This window comes from Jatrophihabitans endophyticus, assembly GCF_900129455.1.
Lineage (GTDB): Bacteria > Actinomycetota > Actinomycetes > Mycobacteriales > Jatrophihabitantaceae > Jatrophihabitans > Jatrophihabitans endophyticus.
This window is the reverse complement of record NZ_FQVU01000005.1, coordinates 116,849-132,840: the sequence shown is the minus strand read 5'-3', so window position 1 is coordinate 132,840 and position 15,992 is coordinate 116,849. Positions and strand designations below refer to the sequence as shown.

Sequence of the window (15,992 nt, the reverse complement as noted above, 5' to 3'; positions counted from 1 at the left end):
GCAGGATGGGCGCACGTGACCGCTCCGACGACCTCGCGCGCCGCCAGGGCGGCCCTCGTCCTCGCGCTGCTCGTCACCGGGTTGTCGATGCGCACGGCCGTCACGAGCGTCGGGGCCGTGCTCGACGACCTGCAGGACGACCTGCACGCCTCGGGCGGCGCGGCCGGGCTGATCACGACGATGCCGGTGCTCTGCTTCGCCGCCTTCGGCGCCGCGACCCCACGGCTCGCCCGCGCCCTCGGCCCCCACCGGTTGCTGGTCGTCGCGCTCGCGGTCACCACCGTCGGGTTGGCGACGCGCCCGTTCGCCGGCGGCGTGGCGCTGTTCGTCGTCGTCAGCACCGCCGCGCTCGCCGGCAGCGCCGTGAGCAACGTGCTGATGCCCAGCCTCGTCAAGCTGCACTTCCCCGACCGCATCGGGACGATGACCGCGCTGTACACGACCGCGCTCGCCGTCGGCGTGACGGCCGCGGCGGGGCTCACCGTGCCGATCGGCGAGGCGGGCGACGGCTGGCGCCAGGGGCTCGCGGCGTGGGCGGTCGTCAGCGCCGTGGCGGTCGTGCCGTGGCTGCCCACCGTCGCCGCCGATCGCCGCGCCCGCGCCACCACCCTCGCCGGTCCCGTCGCGCCGACCGGCCCGGACGCCGCCGGGAGCGCGGCGCCACCGGCGCGAGCCGTCCCGATGTCGGCGCTGTTGCGCAGCCGCACCGCGTGGGCCCTCACGGTGTTCTTCGGCACGCAGTCGATGCAGGCCTACATCACGTTCGGCTGGTTCGCGCGCTTCCTGACCGACCATGGCATCGAGTCGGGGACGGCCGGTGCGATGCTCGCGGTGCTCACGGCCCTGTCGATCCCGGTCTCCCTGGTCGTGCCGCGCATCCCCGCCCGTCACCACCGCGCCGTCGTCGGACTCTTCGTGGTCTGTCTCGCCACCGCCTACGTCCTGATGGCCGCCGCGCCGCGTCCCACCGCCTGGATCTGGGTGGTGCTCGCCGGCGTGGGCGGCGGTTCCTTCCCGCTGCTGCTGACGCTGCTGGGCATGCGCGCGCGGACCGCCGACACGATCGCGACGCTGTCGGCGTTCGTGCAGGCCATCGGCTACCTGATCGCCGGCACGGGCCCGCTGCTGTTCGGCGCGCTCTACGGCGTCACCGGCTCGTGGGCGCTGCCGATCGCGGTGCTGTTCACCGCGCTCGGGGTGATGACCGTGGCCAGCCGGCGGTCGACCACCCCGCGCTTCGTCGACGACGAACTGGCAGCATCGCCGCGATGAGTGACGACACCGGCGATGCGAAGCGGCTGCGGCGGCACGACTTCCCCGTCCTGCGCACGCTGCCGACCCGGTGGTCGGACGACGACGTCTACGGCCACGTCAACAACGTCGTCCACTACCTCTTGTTCGACACCGCCGTGAACGGCTGGCTGATCGAGGCGGCCGGTGTCGACATCCGGACGCTGCCCGCCATCGGTCTGGTCGTCGAGACGTCCTGTCGGTATTTCGCGGAACTGCGCTTTCCGGAGGAGGTGACGGCGGGCATCGCTCTGGAGCGCACCGGGACGTCGAGCGTCGTCTACCGCCTGGCCCTCTTCGGCGCCGCCGACCCGCCGGCTGCCGTCGGCCGCTTCGTCCACGTGTACGTCGATCGCGACACGCGCCGGCCGGTCCCGGTTCCGGCCGAGGTCAGGGGCGCGCTGGACGGCCTCGCACCCCGCTGAGGGGAACCGCCGGATCGGCTACCGTTCGCGCCATGCGCGCGGCACCGCGAGTGGCCCTGCCCGTGACCGGCGTGCGCCTGTCGCTGTGGCGGGCGGTGTCGGTGTACCGCGTCGCCGGGCTCGCGGTGTGCCTGTACCTGATCGTGCAGTGGCAGCGCCTCTACGACCGCCCGGGCGTCGGTCTCGGGGTGGGCGTCGCGATGGCGGTCACCACGGGGACGGTGGCCACGCTCGCCTGGGCCGGGCAGGCCCACCGCTGGTCCGTCGTCGGCGTCGACGTCGTGCTCACCGCCGCCCTGACCCTCGCCACGATCCCGGTGCAGACGGACGCCCAGCAGCACGGCGGCATGGTCACCCTCACCACGATCTGGGCGGCCGGCCCGACGATCGAGGCGGCGTTCCTCGGCGGCCCGCTCGCCGGGCTGCTCGCCGGGGGCTGCCAGTACTGCGCGGCGTACGTCGTGCGCGCGGGGTACAGCGGCGAGACGCTGTACAGCGGCGTCCTGCTGGCCGTCGTCGGCGTCGTCGTCGGCACGCTCGTGACCTACGCCGTCCGGGCCGAGGACGATCTGCGCACGGTCGCGGCCGAGCGCGCGGCACTCGCCGAGCGGGAGCGGCTCGCCCGCTCCATCCACGACGGGGTGCTGCAGGTGCTCGGGCTCGTCCACCGGGCCGGCCGGGACGAGGGTGGCAGGTGGGGTGCCCTCGCCGACGCGGCCGCCGAGCAGGAGGCCGCCCTGCGCGGCCTGATCTCGTCGCGACCGCCGCCCGCGCAGGACGCCGCCGTGCGCGACCTCGCCGCCGACCTGCGGGCACTGCGCTCGACCACGGTGACGGTGTCCGTCCCCGCCGACCCCGTGCCGGTCGACGGTCCGCAGGGACGCGAGATCGTCGCCGCCGTCCGCGCCGCGCTGCACAACGTCGCCGCACACGCCGGCGAGTCGGCCCGGGTATGGCTGCTCCTCGAGACCGTCGCCGACGAGGTCCGGGTCACGGTGCGCGACGACGGCGTGGGGTTCGCGCCGACCCGGCTGGCACAGGCGGCGGCCGACGGCAGGATGGGCGTCTCGCGCTCCATCCGAGGACGCATCGAGGAGCTGGGCGGCCGATGCACGATCAGCTCGTCGCCCGGGGACGGGACGGAGATAGAGATGGCGGTGCCACTGCGATGACCCGCGTGATGCTCGTGGACGACCACCCGATCTGGCGCGACGCGCTCGAGCGTGACCTCGTCCAGGCCGGGTACGAGGTCGTCGGCGCCTTCGGCGACGGGGAGTCGGCGGTGCGGGTCGCGCCGGCGGTGCGGCCGGAGGTCGTCCTGATGGACCTGCAGCTCCCCCGGATGTCGGGGGTCGAGGCGGCCGCGGCGATCGTCGCCGCGGACCCGTCCGTGCGCGTGCTGATGTTCTCCCAGTCCGGCGAGGACGCCGACGTCCTCGCCGCCGTGAAGGGCGGCGCCCGCGGCTACCTCGTGAAGTCGGCGAGTCGTGCCGAGCTGCTGACCGCGGTCGAGCGGACGGCCGAGGGGCGCGCGACGTTCTCGCCCGGGCTCGCCGCGCTCGTGCTCGGCGAGTACCGACGCATCGAACGCGACGAGCCGTCCCCGGCGGCGGTGCTGACCGAGCGCGAGACCGACGTGCTGCGGCTGGTGTCCACCGGTCTGTCGGCCAAGGCCATCGGCGAGCGGCTCGGCGTCTCGTACCGCACGGTGCAGAATCACGTGCAGAACACGCTGCAGAAGCTGCAGCTGCACAACCGGGTCGAGCTGACCCGGTGGGCGGTCGAGCACGGCATCGCCGACTAGCGAGCGGTCAGCTCGCGCGGCGCGCGCCGCCGGTGCCGCGGTGCTCGATCACCCGGTGGTAGTGACCGAGCAGCTCGTCGGTGACGCGCGCCCACGTCCGGTGGACGACCGACGGGCGGGCCCGCGCGGCGAGGGCGGCGAGCGCGGCACGGTCGTCGCGCAGCCCGACCACCTGCGCGGCGAGCAGCGTCGGGTCGCCGTCGGTCCACAGCAGCCCGTTGTGGCCGTGGCGCACCAGGTCGAGCGGGCCGCCGGACGCGGTGGCGACGACGGGGACGCCCGCGCAGAGCGCCTCCTGCACGACCTGGCAGAACGTCTCGTCCGCCCCGGGGTGCACGAGGACGTCCAGGGAGGCCACCGCCCGGCCGAGCTCGCGGCCGGTCAGCTGACCGGTGAAGTGGGCGGCCGGGAGCAGCCGCTGCAGGGCGGGGCGCCGGGGGCCGTCCCCGACGATCACGACCCGCACGCCGGGCGTGCGCGCCAACGGCGCGAGCAGGTGGACCCGCTTCTCGGCGGCGAGCCGGCCGACGAAGCCGACGACGAGCTCGTCGTGCGGCGCGATCCCGCGCCGCCACGCGTCGTCGCGCCGCCGCGGGTCGAACAGGTCGCGGTCGACGCCGCGCTGCCACAGCGCGAGCGGGCCGATGCCCTGCCGGCGCAGCTGCCGGGCCGAGGCGCTCGACGGCACGAGCGTCAGGTCGGCGGCGTTGTGGACGCGACGCAGCCGGCTCCACACGAAGGGCGCGCCGACGCCGAGGTGGTAGCGACGGGCGAACGACGAGAGGTCGGTCTGCCAGATCGCGACCGTCGGCAGCGCGAGGGCGGCGGCCGCCGTCGTCGCGGCCCGGCCGAGCACGGCCGGCGAGGCGAGATGGACGACGTCCGGGGCGAGATCGGCGAGCAACCCTCGCAGGTCCAGGCCGGGACGCGCGACGTCCAGCCCGCGGTAGCCGGGCAGCGCCACGGCGGGCACGGTGACGACCTCGACGGTGCGGCCGCACGCACTGCGGTAGTCGGCGCCGGACGGCGCGACGACGATCGGCCGGTGACCCCGCGCGGCGAGCTGGTCTGCGACCTGACGGACGGAGTTGACGACCCCGTTGACGGCCGGGGTGAAGGTCTCGGCGATCATCGCGATCCGCACGGGTACCGACGGTCCTGCTCGTCGCTGTCATGCAGCCCAGGTCGGGGCGGCGCGTCGTTGAACACCAGGTGATCGCCCGGCGGCGCCCGGCCCGGAGGCGGCGGGTGCGGGTGCGTCCCGGCGCAGTAAGCTCCTGCGACGACACCGATCGCGAGCGAGGGAGCATCATGGGCGACTCGTTGCCGCCGTCTGCCGATTTCGACCTGGTCGGCAGCTATGCCCGACGCCGCGGGGCCGACGTCGAGATCGTGCTGGCCGACCCCAAGGAGAACCTCGCCGGGGTCGAGGCCCTCACGTTGACCTGCGGCGACCGCAAGGCCGTCGCCACCGCAGCCCTGTCGACGCAGCCGTCCGGCAGCGCACTCGTCGCCCGGCTGCCGCGGGGCAAGGTGCGCGACGGCATCTGGAACGTCGCGCTCGGCAAGAACGTCCGCAACGCGCAGCGGCTCAACGCCCGGCTGCTCGTCCAGGGCGACCGGCCGCTCGTGCTGCTCTGGGGGGACCGCACCCGCGGCTCCCTCGTCCCGGCGAACGCCTACCCGCGCACCGCGAAGCAGCGCGTCGCCTCGACCGCGGGCCAGGTGGCCGACCGCGCGCTGGCGCAGCTGCCGGCCGACCGCGCGCGCCGCATCAGGACGACGCTGCGCGCCTCGGCGCGCCGCGTGCTGGGCTGACGCCCGACCCGCAGACGCACCACCCACGACCGCCGCGCGGCCCGCGCGGCGGTCGTCGGCTGTTCGGCGCCGGCCCGTACATCGCCGGCTGGTGGTGGGCTCAGCGCAGGATGTCGGCGAACGCGGCCCGGACGGTCTCGGCCGTCGGCGGCTTGCGCTTGGCCCGCAGCCGCACCAGCTCGGCCCAGCCGGTGCTCGCCAGCACCCGCGCCGGGTCCTTGGCCCGCGACCGGGTGAGGATCTCGGTGGGCACGTCCTGCGGGTCCGGCGCGGTGGCCTCGACCAGCCAGTCGTCGTAGCCGGGCAGCACGCCGTCGCGCGACGCGTTCGGCGCGAGCACGAGCACGGTGCCGGTCGGCGTGGTGTCGAGCTCGATGACGACGACCTCGGGGCAGAACCGGCGCAGCGCGTCGGCGGCCTTGTAGACGTCGCCGGTCCACGCCGTCGTGTGGCGGTACCGGGCGGCCTCGTCGACGTTGCGCGGCAGCATGTCGTCGAAGAGCACCACGCTGGTCGTCGTCGTGAAGCGCTCGACGGCCAGGTAGTCGCGCAGCGCGTACTCGGACAGGTGCATCCCGTCGACGAAGGCGAGGTCGATGGTGCGGGTCGGCAGCGAGGCGAGCGGGTTGGCGCGGGCGAAGAACTCGTCGCTCGTGGTGCGGGCCAGGTGCACCGGCGCCAGCAGCTCGGAGTTGATGGAGAACTCGGGGTCGATGCCGATGCTCGCGGCGCGCGACAACGTGATGCTGGAGCCCGTCTGGATGCCGGTCTCGACGTAGGTGCGGGGTCGGAGCAGCTCGTGCAGTCCCTGGAGGAACTCGTGCCTGCTCAGCTTCTTCGCCGTCGTCGTCATGTCGTCGTCCCTCGTCCGGTACCGGTGCCGCCCGAACCCTACTGGTCCACGGCCGCGACGACGACGCGGGCGCACGACCCGCGCGCCCGCCCGCGGCGTCCCCGGAGCCGCCTGTCGGGTTCGAACCGACGACCTACCGCTTACAAGGCGGTTGCTCTGGCCAACTGAGCTAAGGCGGCAAGCGGGTCGAGGCTACCCGCCGTCCGGGGCGCCTTGGCGAGTCACATCCGCGGCGAGCACGATGTCCCGATGGCTTCCTTCGCACCTGCGCCGCAGGGGCATGCGCACCCGGCCGAGCGGCTCCGGCAGGCCCGTCTCGCGGTCGCCGCCGTGCTCGACTCGCCCGCGTCGCACCGACCGGAGGAGGTCACGTCGCCCACCCCGATCCGGCCGCTGCCCGACGACGTCGGCGCGATCGTCGTCGCGCGGGCCGACGCGGGCCTCCCGCCGGCGGGCGACGACTTCCCGCGACTCCCGCTGATCGCCAAGGTGGCGCGGCCGGCCGCCCTGCTCGCCGCGCTCGACCTCGTCCTGGTCGTCGTCGCGTTCACGACCGGCTCCACCGTCCTCGGGGTGGTGGCACTCGTGCTGCTGCTGCTCTTCGCGGCGGCCGCGGTGGTCACCATGCGCTACGTCGCCGCCGACCCGCTGCGCATCGGACCGCGCGAGCGTGCCGCGATCGAGGCCTCCGGACGCTGGTCGCCGCGCGACGAGTGGACCGCGCCGACCCGGGAGCGCGCCCTGCTCGCCGCGGCCACGGACGCCGCGCGGCGCATCGTGGCCACCCCGGCCTGGACGACGGGCCTGCTGGCGCGCGGCGGCGTCGTCCTGTCGCTCGCCGCCGAGCTCGACCAGCTCGAGACGCAGGCGCGCCAGACCCCGGCCGAACCCGCGTGGTCGCGCTCGGTGACCCGGGTGTCGGCGCTGACGGCCTACGCCGACACCGCGGCGGGGATCGTCGTCGACGAGCCGGCCGGCGAACCCCGCGAGGAGGATGTCGAGGTACTCGCCTTCTTCCTCTCGCCGTCCATCTACGAGGTCGGCTGAGCGGGCGACGTCGCCACCAGGCAGACTGACCTACGGTCGCGTAACCACGAGCGGGAGCCAGTGTGAGCCGTCTGCACAAACCGAAGGCCGGATTCTGGATCCGCCTCTGCGTCGTCATCCTCTACCCGCTCGACGGCCTGCTGTTCCGCGTCCGCTGGCGGCACCTCGACCGCATGCCCGCGCCGAAGGACAGCGGCGTGCTCATCGCGATGAACCACATCTCGATCGTCGACACCGTGCTGATGGCGCGGCTCGTGTGGCAGAGCGGCCGCATCCCCCGGTTCATGATCAAGTCCGGTGTCTTCGACTGGCCCGTGGTCGGCCGCATCATGAGCGGTGCGGGACAGATCCCGGTCCACCGCGGCACGACCGACGCCGCGCAGTCGCTGCGTCACGCCGTCGCCGCGCTCGAGCGTCACGAGGCCATCGTCATCTACCCGGAGGGGACGACGACGAAGGACCCCGCCAACTGGCCGATGCAGGGCAAGACCGGCATCGCCCGCCTCGTCCTGCTCGCGCCGGACGTCCCCGTCGTACCGGTCGGGCAGTGGGGGGCGGAGAAGCGCGGCGGTCGCGGGCCGGCGCGGCTGGGCCTGAGCCTCGGTCGCCGGCGCACGGCGCAGGCCTCGGTCGGCGAGCCGCTCGACCTCAGCCACTGGCGGGGCGTGGAGCCGACCCAGGAGAACCTGCGCGCCATCACCGACGAGATCATGGCCGCGGTGCGCCAGCAGGTCGCGGTGCTGCGCAACGAGCCCGCGCCCCCCACCTTCTACGTGCCGACGCGCACCTACGTCGACCGCAAGCGCAAGTCAGCCTGACGGCTGGGCGCGTCGCCGCCGCGCGATCTCGGCGAGCGTGACCGCGGCGGCGACCGAGGCGTTCAACGACTCGGCGGCGGCGCTCATCGGGATCGACACGGTGAGGTCGCAGGTCTCGGTCACCAGCCGCGACAGTCCCCGCCCTTCCGATCCGACGACGACCACCACGGGCTCGCTCGCGAGCTCCAGGTCGTCCAACGACGTGGTGCCGTCGGCGTCGAGACCGACGACGAACAGGCCCGCGTCCTTGCACTGCTTGAGCGCGCGCACGATGTTGGTGACCTGCGCGATCGGCAGCCGCGCCGCGGTGCCGGCCGACGTCCGCCACGCCGTCGGCGTGATCGACGCCGACCGCCGTTCGGGGAGCACGACGCCGTGAGCGCCGAACGCGACCGCCGAGCGGACGACCGCACCGAGGTTGCGCGGATCGGTGACGCCGTCGAGCGCGACCACGAGCGGTGGCGCGCCGTGCTCGGCGGCTTCGCGCAGCAGGTCGGGCAGCTCGTGATAGGAGAACGGCGGCACCTGCAGGGCGATGCCCTGGTGCAGGATGCCGCCGGTGCGGCGGTCGAGCTCGGCCCGGCTGACCTCGAGCAGCGCGAGGTTGCGGTTGCCGGCGAGGCGGACCGCCTCGGTGATCCGCTCGTCGGCCTCGATCCCCTGGGCGAGGTAGAGCGCGGTGGCCGGGATCTGCGCCCGCAGCGCCTCGGCGACGGGGTTGCGACCGACCAGCAGCTCGGCGGCCTGCGCGTCCTGCCGGGGCTTGCGCGTGCCGCCGGCCGCGGGGTCGCGGCGGGCGGCGCGACGCGCGGCGGGGTGGCCCTTGCGCTCCTCGGCCCGCGGCGTCGGGCCCTTGCCCTCGAGGGCTCGGCGACGCTGCCCGCCCGAGCCGACCTGCGCGCCCTTCTTCTGCTTGCGGATCGCACCCTGGCGTTGCGAGTTGCCGGCCATCACGTCACCGTCCATCGGGGGCCGTCCGGCGTGTCCTCGATCTTCACGCCGGCCTCGGCCAGCTGGTCGCGGATCGCGTCGGCGGCCGCGTAGTCCTTGCGGGTTCGGGCGGCGGCGCGCTGGTCCAGTGTGAGCCGCACCAGGGCGTCGACGGTGGTCGCGAGGTCCCCGGCGGCGGGCTCGGCCCACTGCCGCGGCGAGATCCCCAGGATCGCCGTCATCGCGAGCACCGCGGCGAGGGCGGCGCCCGCGCTCGACGTGTCACCCGCCGCGAGGGCGGCGTTGCCGTCACGCACGACGGTGTGCACGGCCGCGAGCGCGAGCGGGACACCGAGGTCGTCGTCGAGGGCGGCGGCGAAGTCGGCGGGCAGCTCGCCCGGCGCGACGTCGCCGCACAGCTCGCTCGCCCGTGCGACGAAGTTCTCGATGCGCCGGTACGCCGCCGCCGCCTCGTCCAGCGCCGGCTCGGAGTACTCGATGGTCGAGCGGTAGTGGGCGGCGCCGAGGTAGTAGCGCAGCTCGACGGCGCGTCGGTGCGACACCAGCTCGCGCACCTGCAGCGTGTTGCCGAGGGACTTGCTCATCTTCTCGCCGGCCATGGTGACGAGCCCGTTGTGCAGCCAGTAGCGGGCGAACGCGTCGCCGGCCGCCCTGGACTGCGCGAGCTCGTTCTCGTGGTGCGGGAAGACGAGGTCGAGGCCGCCACCGTGGATGTCGAAGGCCGGGCCGAGGTACTTCGTCGCCATCGCCGAGCACTCGAGGTGCCAGCCGGGTCGGCCGTCGCCCCAGGGCGTGGGCCAGGACGGCTCGCCGGGCTTGGCCGACTTCCAGAGGGCGAAGTCGCGCGGGTCGCGCTTGCGCGAGTCGCCCACCGAGTCGCCCGCGGCCTGCATGTCGTCGACCCGCTGGCCCGACAGCGCGCCGTACTCGGCGTACGAGCGGACGTCGAAGTACACGTCGCCCTGGGCCACGTACGCGTGGCCGCGGTCGAGGAGCCGCTGCATCAACACGATCATCTCGGGGACGTGACCGGTCGCCCGCGGCTCGTAGCTCGGCGGCAGGCAGCCGAGGGCCTCCTCGGCGTGCACCAGCTCGCGCTCGTTGCGGAACGCCAGCGCCCACCACGGCTCCTCGGCCGCCGCCGCCTTGACGATGATCTTGTCGTCGATGTCGGTGACGTTGCGGACGAACGTGACCTCGTAGCCGCTCGCCCCCAGCCAGCGGCGCAGGATGTCCATGTTGATCCAGTTGCGGACGTGCCCGATGTGCGGCGCGCCCTGCACGGTGAGGCCGCAGAGGTAGATCGACGCCCGCCCCGGCTCCAGGGGCTCGAAGGGCCGGGTACCCCGGCTCGCGGTGTCGTAGAGGTGCAGCGCCACGCGCACATCCTACGGACGACGGGCCGCTAGCGTGGCGGGGTGAGCGAGCACCTGCGCCCCGCGTCCGTCGCGGTCTCGGCCGGCCGTCCCCACGAGCCCGGCGCGCCGCTGAACACGCCGATCGCCCCGGCGAGCGCCTTCCGCCACGACGGCACCGACAACCCGTACGCGCGCCACCACGTGTCCCCGACCGTCGCGTCGTTCGAGTCGGTGGTCGGTGAGCTCGAGGGGGGACGGGCCCTGGCGTTCGGCAGCGGCATCGCCGCGCTCGCCTGCCTGCTGGACCGCTCACCGGCCGGCACCCCCGTCGTCGTGCCGAGGGAGGGGTACGGCGGGTACGTCGGGCTCTACGCCGAGCAGCACGCACTCGGCCGGCTGGCGGTGCGACACGTGGACGTCACCGACCACGACGCGGTGCGGGCGGCCGCGCGAGGGGCGGCGCTGGTGTGGGTCGAGGCCGTGTCGAACCCGTTGCTCACCGTCGCGGACCTGCCGGCCGTCGCCGCGATCGCGCACGAGGCCGGGGCCCTGCTCGGCGTCGACGCCACCTTCTCGACGCCGCTCGCCGTCCGCCCGCTCGATCTCGGCGCGGACGTCGTCATGCATTCGGCCACGAAGTACCTCGCCGGTCACTCCGACGCGCTGATCGGCGTCCTCGTGACCCGCTCGGCCGACCTGCACGCCGCCCTGCACGACCGCCGGACCCTCGCCGGCAGCACGCCCGGCGTGCTGGAGAGCTACCTGGCGACCCGGGGTGTGCGCACGCTCGCCGTCCGCATGGAGCGGGCCTGGTCGAACGCGGCGGTGCTCGCCGGCCGGTTGGCCGAGCACCCGGCGGTGGCCGCGGTGCGCTACCCGGGGCTGCCGGGCGACCCGGGGCACGCCGTCGCGGCACGCGACCACGACGCGTTCGGCGCGGTGATCGGGATCGAGGTCGCCGGCGGCGCCACGGCCGCCGAGGCGGTCTGCGCGCGCGTCCGGCTGATCACCCACGCCACCTCGCTCGGCGGCGTCGAGTCGATGATCGAACGTCGCGCCCGGCACCCCGGCGACGCGTCCTACGGCGTGCCCGAGGCACTGCTGCGGCTCTCGGTCGGCATCGAGGACGTCGAGGACCTGTGGGACGACCTCAGCCAGGCGCTCGGCTGATCAGCGCCGTCGCGAGCGCGGCGCGCCCCTCGCCGCGGCCGGTCAGCCCGAGGCCGTCGGTGGTGGTGGCCGACAGCGACACCGGCGCCCGCAGCGTCGCCCGCAGCGTCGCCTGCGCCTCGGCCCGGCGTGGGCCGATCTTCGGGTCGTTGCCGACGACCTGGACGGCGACGTTGCCGATCGTCCAGTCCGAGCCGGCCAGCAGCCGGACGACCTCGGCGAGCAGCGTGACGCCCGAGGCGCCGGCCCAGCGCGGGTCGGACGTGCCGAACACGGCCCCGAGGTCGCCGAGACCGGCCGCCGACAGCAGCGCGTCGCAGGCGGCGTGCGCGACGACGTCGCCGTCGGAGTGCCCGGCGCAGCCGGCGACGCCGGGCCAGAACAGCCCCGCCAGCCAGCAGTCGCGCCCCGGCTCGATCGGGTGCACGTCCACCCCGATCCCGGTGCGGAACTCGGCCATCACGTCGCCGCCGGGTGGACGCGTGCCGCCACGGCCTCGGCCACGGCGAGGTCCCACGGCCGGGTGATCTTGAACGCCTCCTCGGCGCCCGGAACGGCGACGACGGTGTGCCCGAGCGCCTCGACGAGCGCCGCGTCGTCGGTCGCGCTGCGACCGCGACCGGCCTCGTGCGCGGCGGCGAGCACGTCGCGCCGGAACCCCTGCGGCGTCTGCACGGCGACCAGCGACGCCCGGTCGACGACCTCGACCAGCTCCCCCGCGGCGTCGACGCGGCGGATCGTGTCGTGGACGGCGAGGACCGGGATCGCGGCCACGGCGCCGGCGCGCAGCGCCGCGACCACCGCGGCGATCACCGCGGTCGGGACGAAGGCGCGCGCGACGTCGTGCACGAGGACGAGACGGGCGTCGCCGACCGCGGCGAGCCCGGCGCCGACCGAGCGCTGGCGGGTGTCGCCACCGGCCACCGCCGGCACGCCGGCGAGGCGCGCGGCGTCGTCGACCCGGTCGGCCGGGGCCACGACGACGACGCGGTCGACGTCGGGGTGGGACACGAAGCGCGCGACCGCGTGCTCGAGCAGGGTGCGTCCGGCGAGCGGGACGAACGCCTTGGGCACGTCGGCCCCGAGCCGGCTGCCGGACCCCGCAGCCACGAGAACGGCGGCGCAGGTCATAGGACCGTGCGCCGCCGTTCGCGGTGGTTCGGGGTGGGCGTCGCTCAGGCGACGGCCTCGGCGAGGACCTCGTCGAGCACGATCTCGGCCTTGTCCTCGTTGGTGCCCTCGGCGAGCGCCAGCTCGCTGGTGAGGATCTGGCGGGCCTTGGCGAGCATGCGCTTCTCGCCCGCCGACAGGCCACGGTCGCGGTCGCGGCGCCAGAGGTCACGCACGACCTCGGCCACCTTGTTGACGTCGCCGGAGGCCAGCTTCTCGCCGTTGGCCTTGTACCGGCGCGACCAGTTGGTGGGCTCCTCGGTGTGCGGTGCACGCAGCACCTCGAAGACCTTGTCCAGGCCCTCCTGCCCGACGACGTCGCGGACACCGACCACCTCGGCGTTCTCGGCCGGCACCAGCACCGTGAGATCGCCCTGAGCGACCTTCAGTCGGAGGTAGGTCTTCTTGACCCCGCCGAGCAGACGCTCCTCGATCGCCTCGATCAGAGCTGCTCCGTGGTGCGGGTAGACAACGGTCTCGCCGACCTTGAAAGTCATGTGATAGGGCCCCTTTCGCTGTATCCAGGGTAACACGCAGCACATCGTTCGAACCCCGCGAGATTCGCCGTGCAGCGGCCTGCAGCCCCCGTTACACGGGCTTGACAGCACGCCCCGCGACGTGCGTCGGACGCCGGGCGCCGAGGCCCGGCGACCGCTCGCTAGGCTGAGCGACGGCCGGTCGGCGACCAGCGCGACGCCCCTCCGGCCGGCGCGGCCAGCGCGGCCGGCCTCGCCGAGCACCCCGACACGACCGTCATCGCAGGAGTCGACGTGAACGCAGACCCGGCCGTCCGTGGCCGAACCGGTTCGGCGCGACGCATCCGCATCGCCCGCGTCGCCGGCGTCGCCGCGATCGCCGCGGTGCTGAGCTCGGCGTGCGCCGCGGGGCAGCAGGCACAGACCGCCGACCAGCACTCGAGCATCGACGGCACGAACCAGTCGCTGGGACCGATCGACCTGCGCGCGGTGGCGGTGCAGAGTCCCCCGTCGGAGGCCCCCTACTACCGGGCGGGCACCGACGCCCAGCTCACGGTGGTCCTCGTCAACAACGGCTCGACGGCCGACCGGCTGGTGTCGGTGCGCTCCGGCGTCGCCCGCGGCTGGGCCGCCTTCACCGACTACAACCAGGCCTACCAGGTGCAGCAGGCCGCCGGGGCGCAGGTGACGGGCTCGCCGGTGCCGGCGCCGTCGTCGAGCTCCTCGGAGTCGTCGGAGTCGTCGGACTCGACGGGCTCGGCGGGTTCGGCGTCGTCCGGCTCGGGCAGCGCGCCGGCCGATCCGTCGGACTCGGTCTCCGGTTCGACCACGGGCACCGGGCCACGCTCCGGCGCGAACACGCTGCCGGACGACTCCGGCGCCAGCTCCGAGGGCGCCGGTGACAGCACGTCGGCCGATGCGTCGTCGGCATCGGCATCGTCGAGCGCCGCCCCGCTGCCGACCGGCACCCGCTCGGTCACCCTGCCGCCCGGCGTCCGCGTCTCCTTCGGCACGCCCGAGGCCAAGGGCGCGATCCTGCTGACCGGTCTCACCCGCGCCGTGCAGCCCGCCGCGACGGTGCGCGTGACCTTCACGTTCGCGCGGGCCGGCTCGGTCACGATCGCCGTCCCCGTGCAGCTCGCCGCGCTCCCGCGCCAGGCCGGCGCGGGCGAGAGCAGCGAGGAATCGGGCTGACGCACCCCGCGCTCGCGCGTCCGTCACGGATCGTGTCGGTACCGCGGGCTACGGTCTGGCGGTGATCACGACGGCCCCGCCAGCAGGCCCCTGATGCCCCGGCCGACGACGTCCTACCGCTGCACGGCGTGCGGTGCCACCGCCGGCAAGTGGTACGGCCGGTGCCCCAAGTGCGGCGAGTTCTCCACGATGGCCGAGTCCGTCTCGGCGCCGAAGCTCAGCGGGCTGCGGGCGAGCGCCCAGGGCAGCGCGCCGGCCCGGGCCGCGCGTCCGGTGTCCGAGGTCGCCGCGGGCGAGCCGGCCCGCCGCTTCCGCACCGGGGTCGGCGAGTTCGACCGCGTCATCGGCGGCGGTCTCGTCGCCGGTCAGGTGTGCCTGTGCAGCGGCGCCCCCGGTTCGGGCAAGAGCACGCTGCTGCTGGCGGTCGCCGACTCCGTGGCGCGCACGTCCGGGCGCCCGGTCCTCTACGTCTCGGGCGAGGAGTCGGTCGAGCAGATCGCGGTGCGTGCCCGGCGCATCGGCGCCGCGACGCCGCAGCTGCTGCTCGCCGACGACACCGACCTCGGCGCCGTGCTCGGCCACATCGAGGCCCACCCCGACGCCGCGCTCGTCGTGGTCGACTCAGTGCAGACCGTCGCCTCCGCCGACGTCGACGGCCGCGCCGGCGGCGTCACGCAGGTCATGGAGGTCGCTCAGGTCCTCACCCGCGTCGCGAAGTCGCGCGACCTGCCGATGATCCTCGTCGGCCAGGTCACCAAGGACTCCACCGTCGCCGGCCCGCGCGCCCTGGAGCACATCGTCGACACCACCCTCACCCTCGAGGGCGACCGGCACACCTCGCTACGGCTGCTGCGCACGGTCAAGAACCGCTTCGGCTCCCTCGAGGTCGCGGCCTTCGAGCAGACCGACGGCGGCATGCAGGAGGTCGTCGATCCGAGCAGCCTGTTCCGCGAGCAGCGCGACGCCCCGGTGCCCGGCACCTGCGTGACCGTCACCGTCGAGGGGCACCGCGCCCTGCTGGCCGAGGTCCAGGCCCTGGTCGCACACACCCAGAACCCGAACCCGCGGCGCGGCGTCTCCGGCCTCGACTCCGGGCGCAGCGCGATGCTGATCGCGATCAGCGAGCGGGCCGGCCGGTTGCGGCTCTTCGACCAGGACGTCTTCCTCGCCACGGTGGCGGGTATGCGACTGTCCGACCCCGCCACCGATCTCGCGGTCTGCCTGGCCATCCTGTCGGCGGCCAGCCGTAAGGCGATGCCGCTCGACATGCTGGCCATCGGCGAGGTCACGCTGTCCGGCGACGTCAGGCCGTCGCCGATGACGAGCGAGCGCGTCGCCGAGGCGTTGCGGCTCGGCTACCGTCGTCTGCTGGTCCCGGTCGGCACGCGATCGCGGCTGGGCAGCAGCGTGCCAGCGAGCAGGCTGGTCGAGGTCGGCTCGCTGGTGGAGGCCGAGCTTGCGCTGCGCGCGGCGCCGGAGCCGACGGGCACCACCAGCACGCCCATGGTCACGCTGCGCCCGGTGCCGGCGTTGGACGGCGATCCCGTGGCGTCGCCGCGTCGCGACGCGCGGGGCGAACCTAGACTGTCCTGAACCCGCACCGGCGGGTCGGACCGCG

Annotated in this window: 17 protein-coding genes and 1 tRNA gene; 10 read left to right on the top strand and 8 right to left on the bottom strand. The window is 74.8% G+C overall.

Annotated features, from left to right (window positions below):
- The first annotated feature begins 15 nt into the window (after nt 1-15).
- The 4 genes from BUE29_RS17300 to BUE29_RS17285 are packed head-to-tail and all read left to right on the top strand — an operon-like array spanning nt 16 to nt 3,519.
- A complete protein-coding gene (locus tag BUE29_RS17300; RefSeq protein ID WP_073391691.1) occupies nt 16-1,272 on the top strand; it encodes an MFS transporter in 1,257 nt (418 codons plus the stop codon).
- A complete protein-coding gene (locus tag BUE29_RS17295; RefSeq protein WP_073391690.1) occupies nt 1,269-1,715 on the top strand; it encodes an acyl-CoA thioesterase in 447 nt (148 codons plus the stop codon). Before BUE29_RS17300 ends, BUE29_RS17295 begins: the two co-directional genes overlap by 4 nt.
- Before the next feature lie 32 nt (nt 1,716-1,747).
- Complete coding sequence (macS, locus tag BUE29_RS17290; RefSeq protein ID WP_143168227.1) at nt 1,748-2,887, top strand: MacS family sensor histidine kinase; 1,140 nt, start codon at nt 1,748-1,750, stop codon at nt 2,885-2,887.
- Nucleotides 2,884-3,519 carry a response regulator gene (locus tag BUE29_RS17285; RefSeq protein ID WP_073391689.1) on the top strand — a complete coding sequence of 212 codons (636 nt, stop codon included), beginning with the start codon at nt 2,884-2,886 and terminating at the stop codon, nt 3,517-3,519. Before macS ends, BUE29_RS17285 begins: the two co-directional genes overlap by 4 nt.
- A 7-nt stretch (nt 3,520-3,526) precedes the next feature.
- On the opposite strand, the gene BUE29_RS17280 is transcribed toward BUE29_RS17285, so the two are convergent.
- Nucleotides 3,527-4,663, bottom strand: coding sequence for a glycosyltransferase family 4 protein (locus tag BUE29_RS17280; RefSeq protein ID WP_073391688.1), 1,137 nt, complete (start codon nt 4,661-4,663; stop codon nt 3,527-3,529).
- 167 nt (nt 4,664-4,830) lie between these two features.
- Here BUE29_RS17280 and BUE29_RS17275 point away from each other — a divergent pair, with 167 nt between their 5' ends.
- A complete protein-coding gene (locus BUE29_RS17275; protein WP_073391687.1) occupies nt 4,831-5,337 on the top strand; it encodes a hypothetical protein in 507 nt (168 codons plus the stop codon).
- 100 nt (nt 5,338-5,437) lie between these two features.
- On the opposite strand, the gene BUE29_RS17270 is transcribed toward BUE29_RS17275, so the two are convergent.
- A complete protein-coding gene (locus BUE29_RS17270; protein ID WP_200800287.1) occupies nt 5,438-6,190 on the bottom strand; it encodes a class I SAM-dependent methyltransferase in 753 nt (250 codons plus the stop codon).
- A gap of 105 nt (nt 6,191-6,295) precedes the next feature.
- Nucleotides 6,296-6,369 (bottom strand) — tRNA-Thr (locus tag BUE29_RS17265).
- Nucleotides 6,370-6,439: 70 nt separating this feature from the next.
- On the opposite strand from BUE29_RS17265, the gene BUE29_RS17260 reads away from it, so the two are divergent.
- Both BUE29_RS17260 and BUE29_RS17255 read left to right on the top strand, forming a co-directional pair.
- Entirely contained in the window at nt 6,440-7,237 is a 798-nt protein-coding gene (locus BUE29_RS17260) for a hypothetical protein (RefSeq protein ID WP_073391686.1), read from the top strand.
- Nucleotides 7,238-7,299: 62 nt separating this feature from the next.
- On the top strand, nt 7,300-8,055 hold the full coding sequence (locus BUE29_RS17255; protein WP_084181337.1) for a lysophospholipid acyltransferase family protein: 756 nt from the start codon (nt 7,300-7,302) through the stop codon (nt 8,053-8,055).
- Here the strand turns inward: BUE29_RS17255 and rlmB are convergent.
- Together rlmB and cysS are read right to left on the bottom strand one after the other, a co-directional pair.
- Nucleotides 8,047-9,006, bottom strand: a complete 960-nt coding sequence (rlmB, locus tag BUE29_RS17250; RefSeq protein WP_073391935.1) for a 23S rRNA (guanosine(2251)-2'-O)-methyltransferase RlmB — start codon at nt 9,004-9,006, stop codon at nt 8,047-8,049. The two genes, BUE29_RS17255 and rlmB, sit on opposite strands and share 9 nt — an antisense overlap.
- Nucleotides 9,006-10,385 (bottom strand): cysteine--tRNA ligase, encoded by a 1,380-nt coding sequence (cysS, locus tag BUE29_RS17245; protein ID WP_073391934.1) that lies wholly within the window; start codon nt 10,383-10,385, stop codon nt 9,006-9,008. The genes rlmB and cysS overlap by 1 nt, the downstream gene beginning before the upstream one ends.
- A gap of 39 nt (nt 10,386-10,424) precedes the next feature.
- Here cysS and BUE29_RS17240 point away from each other — a divergent pair, with 39 nt between their 5' ends.
- A complete protein-coding gene (locus tag BUE29_RS17240) occupies nt 10,425-11,534 on the top strand; it encodes a trans-sulfuration enzyme family protein (RefSeq protein ID WP_073391685.1) in 1,110 nt (369 codons plus the stop codon).
- Here BUE29_RS17240 and ispF read toward each other — a convergent pair.
- The 3 genes from ispF to BUE29_RS17225 are packed head-to-tail and all read right to left on the bottom strand — an operon-like array spanning nt 11,515 to nt 13,201.
- Nucleotides 11,515-11,994 carry a 2-C-methyl-D-erythritol 2,4-cyclodiphosphate synthase gene (gene ispF / locus BUE29_RS17235; protein WP_073391684.1) on the bottom strand — a complete coding sequence of 160 codons (480 nt, stop codon included), beginning with the start codon at nt 11,992-11,994 and terminating at the stop codon, nt 11,515-11,517. The genes BUE29_RS17240 and ispF overlap by 20 nt on opposite strands.
- On the bottom strand, nt 11,994-12,665 hold the full coding sequence (gene ispD / locus BUE29_RS17230; RefSeq protein ID WP_073391683.1) for a 2-C-methyl-D-erythritol 4-phosphate cytidylyltransferase: 672 nt from the start codon (nt 12,663-12,665) through the stop codon (nt 11,994-11,996). The genes ispF and ispD overlap by 1 nt, the downstream gene beginning before the upstream one ends.
- A gap of 44 nt (nt 12,666-12,709) precedes the next feature.
- Nucleotides 12,710-13,201: a CarD family transcriptional regulator gene (locus BUE29_RS17225; RefSeq protein ID WP_073391682.1), complete on the bottom strand. Its 492-nt coding sequence runs from the start codon at nt 13,199-13,201 to the stop codon at nt 12,710-12,712.
- 273 nt (nt 13,202-13,474) lie between these two features.
- Here BUE29_RS17225 and BUE29_RS17220 point away from each other — a divergent pair, with 273 nt between their 5' ends.
- A complete protein-coding gene (locus BUE29_RS17220) occupies nt 13,475-14,374 on the top strand; it encodes a copper chaperone PCu(A)C domain-containing protein (protein ID WP_073391681.1) in 900 nt (299 codons plus the stop codon).
- Nucleotides 14,375-14,467: 93 nt separating this feature from the next.
- Nucleotides 14,468-15,967, top strand: coding sequence for a DNA repair protein RadA (radA, locus tag BUE29_RS17215; RefSeq protein ID WP_073391680.1), 1,500 nt, complete (start codon nt 14,468-14,470; stop codon nt 15,965-15,967).
- Nucleotides 15,968-15,992: the final 25 nt, after the last annotated feature.

What these genes read in the sequence shown, in the direction of transcription:
- BUE29_RS17295 (WP_073391690.1), top strand. Translation starts at nt 1,269, where the DNA reads ATGAGTGACGACACCGGCGATGCGAAGCGGCTGCGGCGGCACGACTTC.
- macS (WP_143168227.1), top strand. Translation starts at nt 1,748, where the DNA reads ATGCGCGCGGCACCGCGAGTGGCCCTGCCCGTGACCGGCGTGCGCCTG.
- BUE29_RS17285 (WP_073391689.1), top strand. Translation starts at nt 2,884, where the DNA reads ATGACCCGCGTGATGCTCGTGGACGACCACCCGATCTGGCGCGACGCG.
- BUE29_RS17275 (WP_073391687.1), top strand. Translation starts at nt 4,831, where the DNA reads ATGGGCGACTCGTTGCCGCCGTCTGCCGATTTCGACCTGGTCGGCAGC.
- BUE29_RS17270 (WP_200800287.1), bottom strand. Translation starts at nt 6,190, where the DNA reads ATGACGACGACGGCGAAGAAGCTGAGCAGGCACGAGTTCCTCCAGGGA.
- BUE29_RS17260 (WP_073391686.1), top strand. Translation starts at nt 6,440, where the DNA reads ATGGCTTCCTTCGCACCTGCGCCGCAGGGGCATGCGCACCCGGCCGAG.
- rlmB (WP_073391935.1), bottom strand. Translation starts at nt 9,006, where the DNA reads ATGGCCGGCAACTCGCAACGCCAGGGTGCGATCCGCAAGCAGAAGAAG.
- ispF (WP_073391684.1), bottom strand. Translation starts at nt 11,994, where the DNA reads ATGGCCGAGTTCCGCACCGGGATCGGGGTGGACGTGCACCCGATCGAG.
- ispD (WP_073391683.1), bottom strand. Translation starts at nt 12,665, where the DNA reads ATGACCTGCGCCGCCGTTCTCGTGGCTGCGGGGTCCGGCAGCCGGCTC.
- BUE29_RS17225 (WP_073391682.1), bottom strand. Translation starts at nt 13,201, where the DNA reads ATGACTTTCAAGGTCGGCGAGACCGTTGTCTACCCGCACCACGGAGCA.
- radA (WP_073391680.1), top strand. Translation starts at nt 14,468, where the DNA reads ATGCCCCGGCCGACGACGTCCTACCGCTGCACGGCGTGCGGTGCCACC.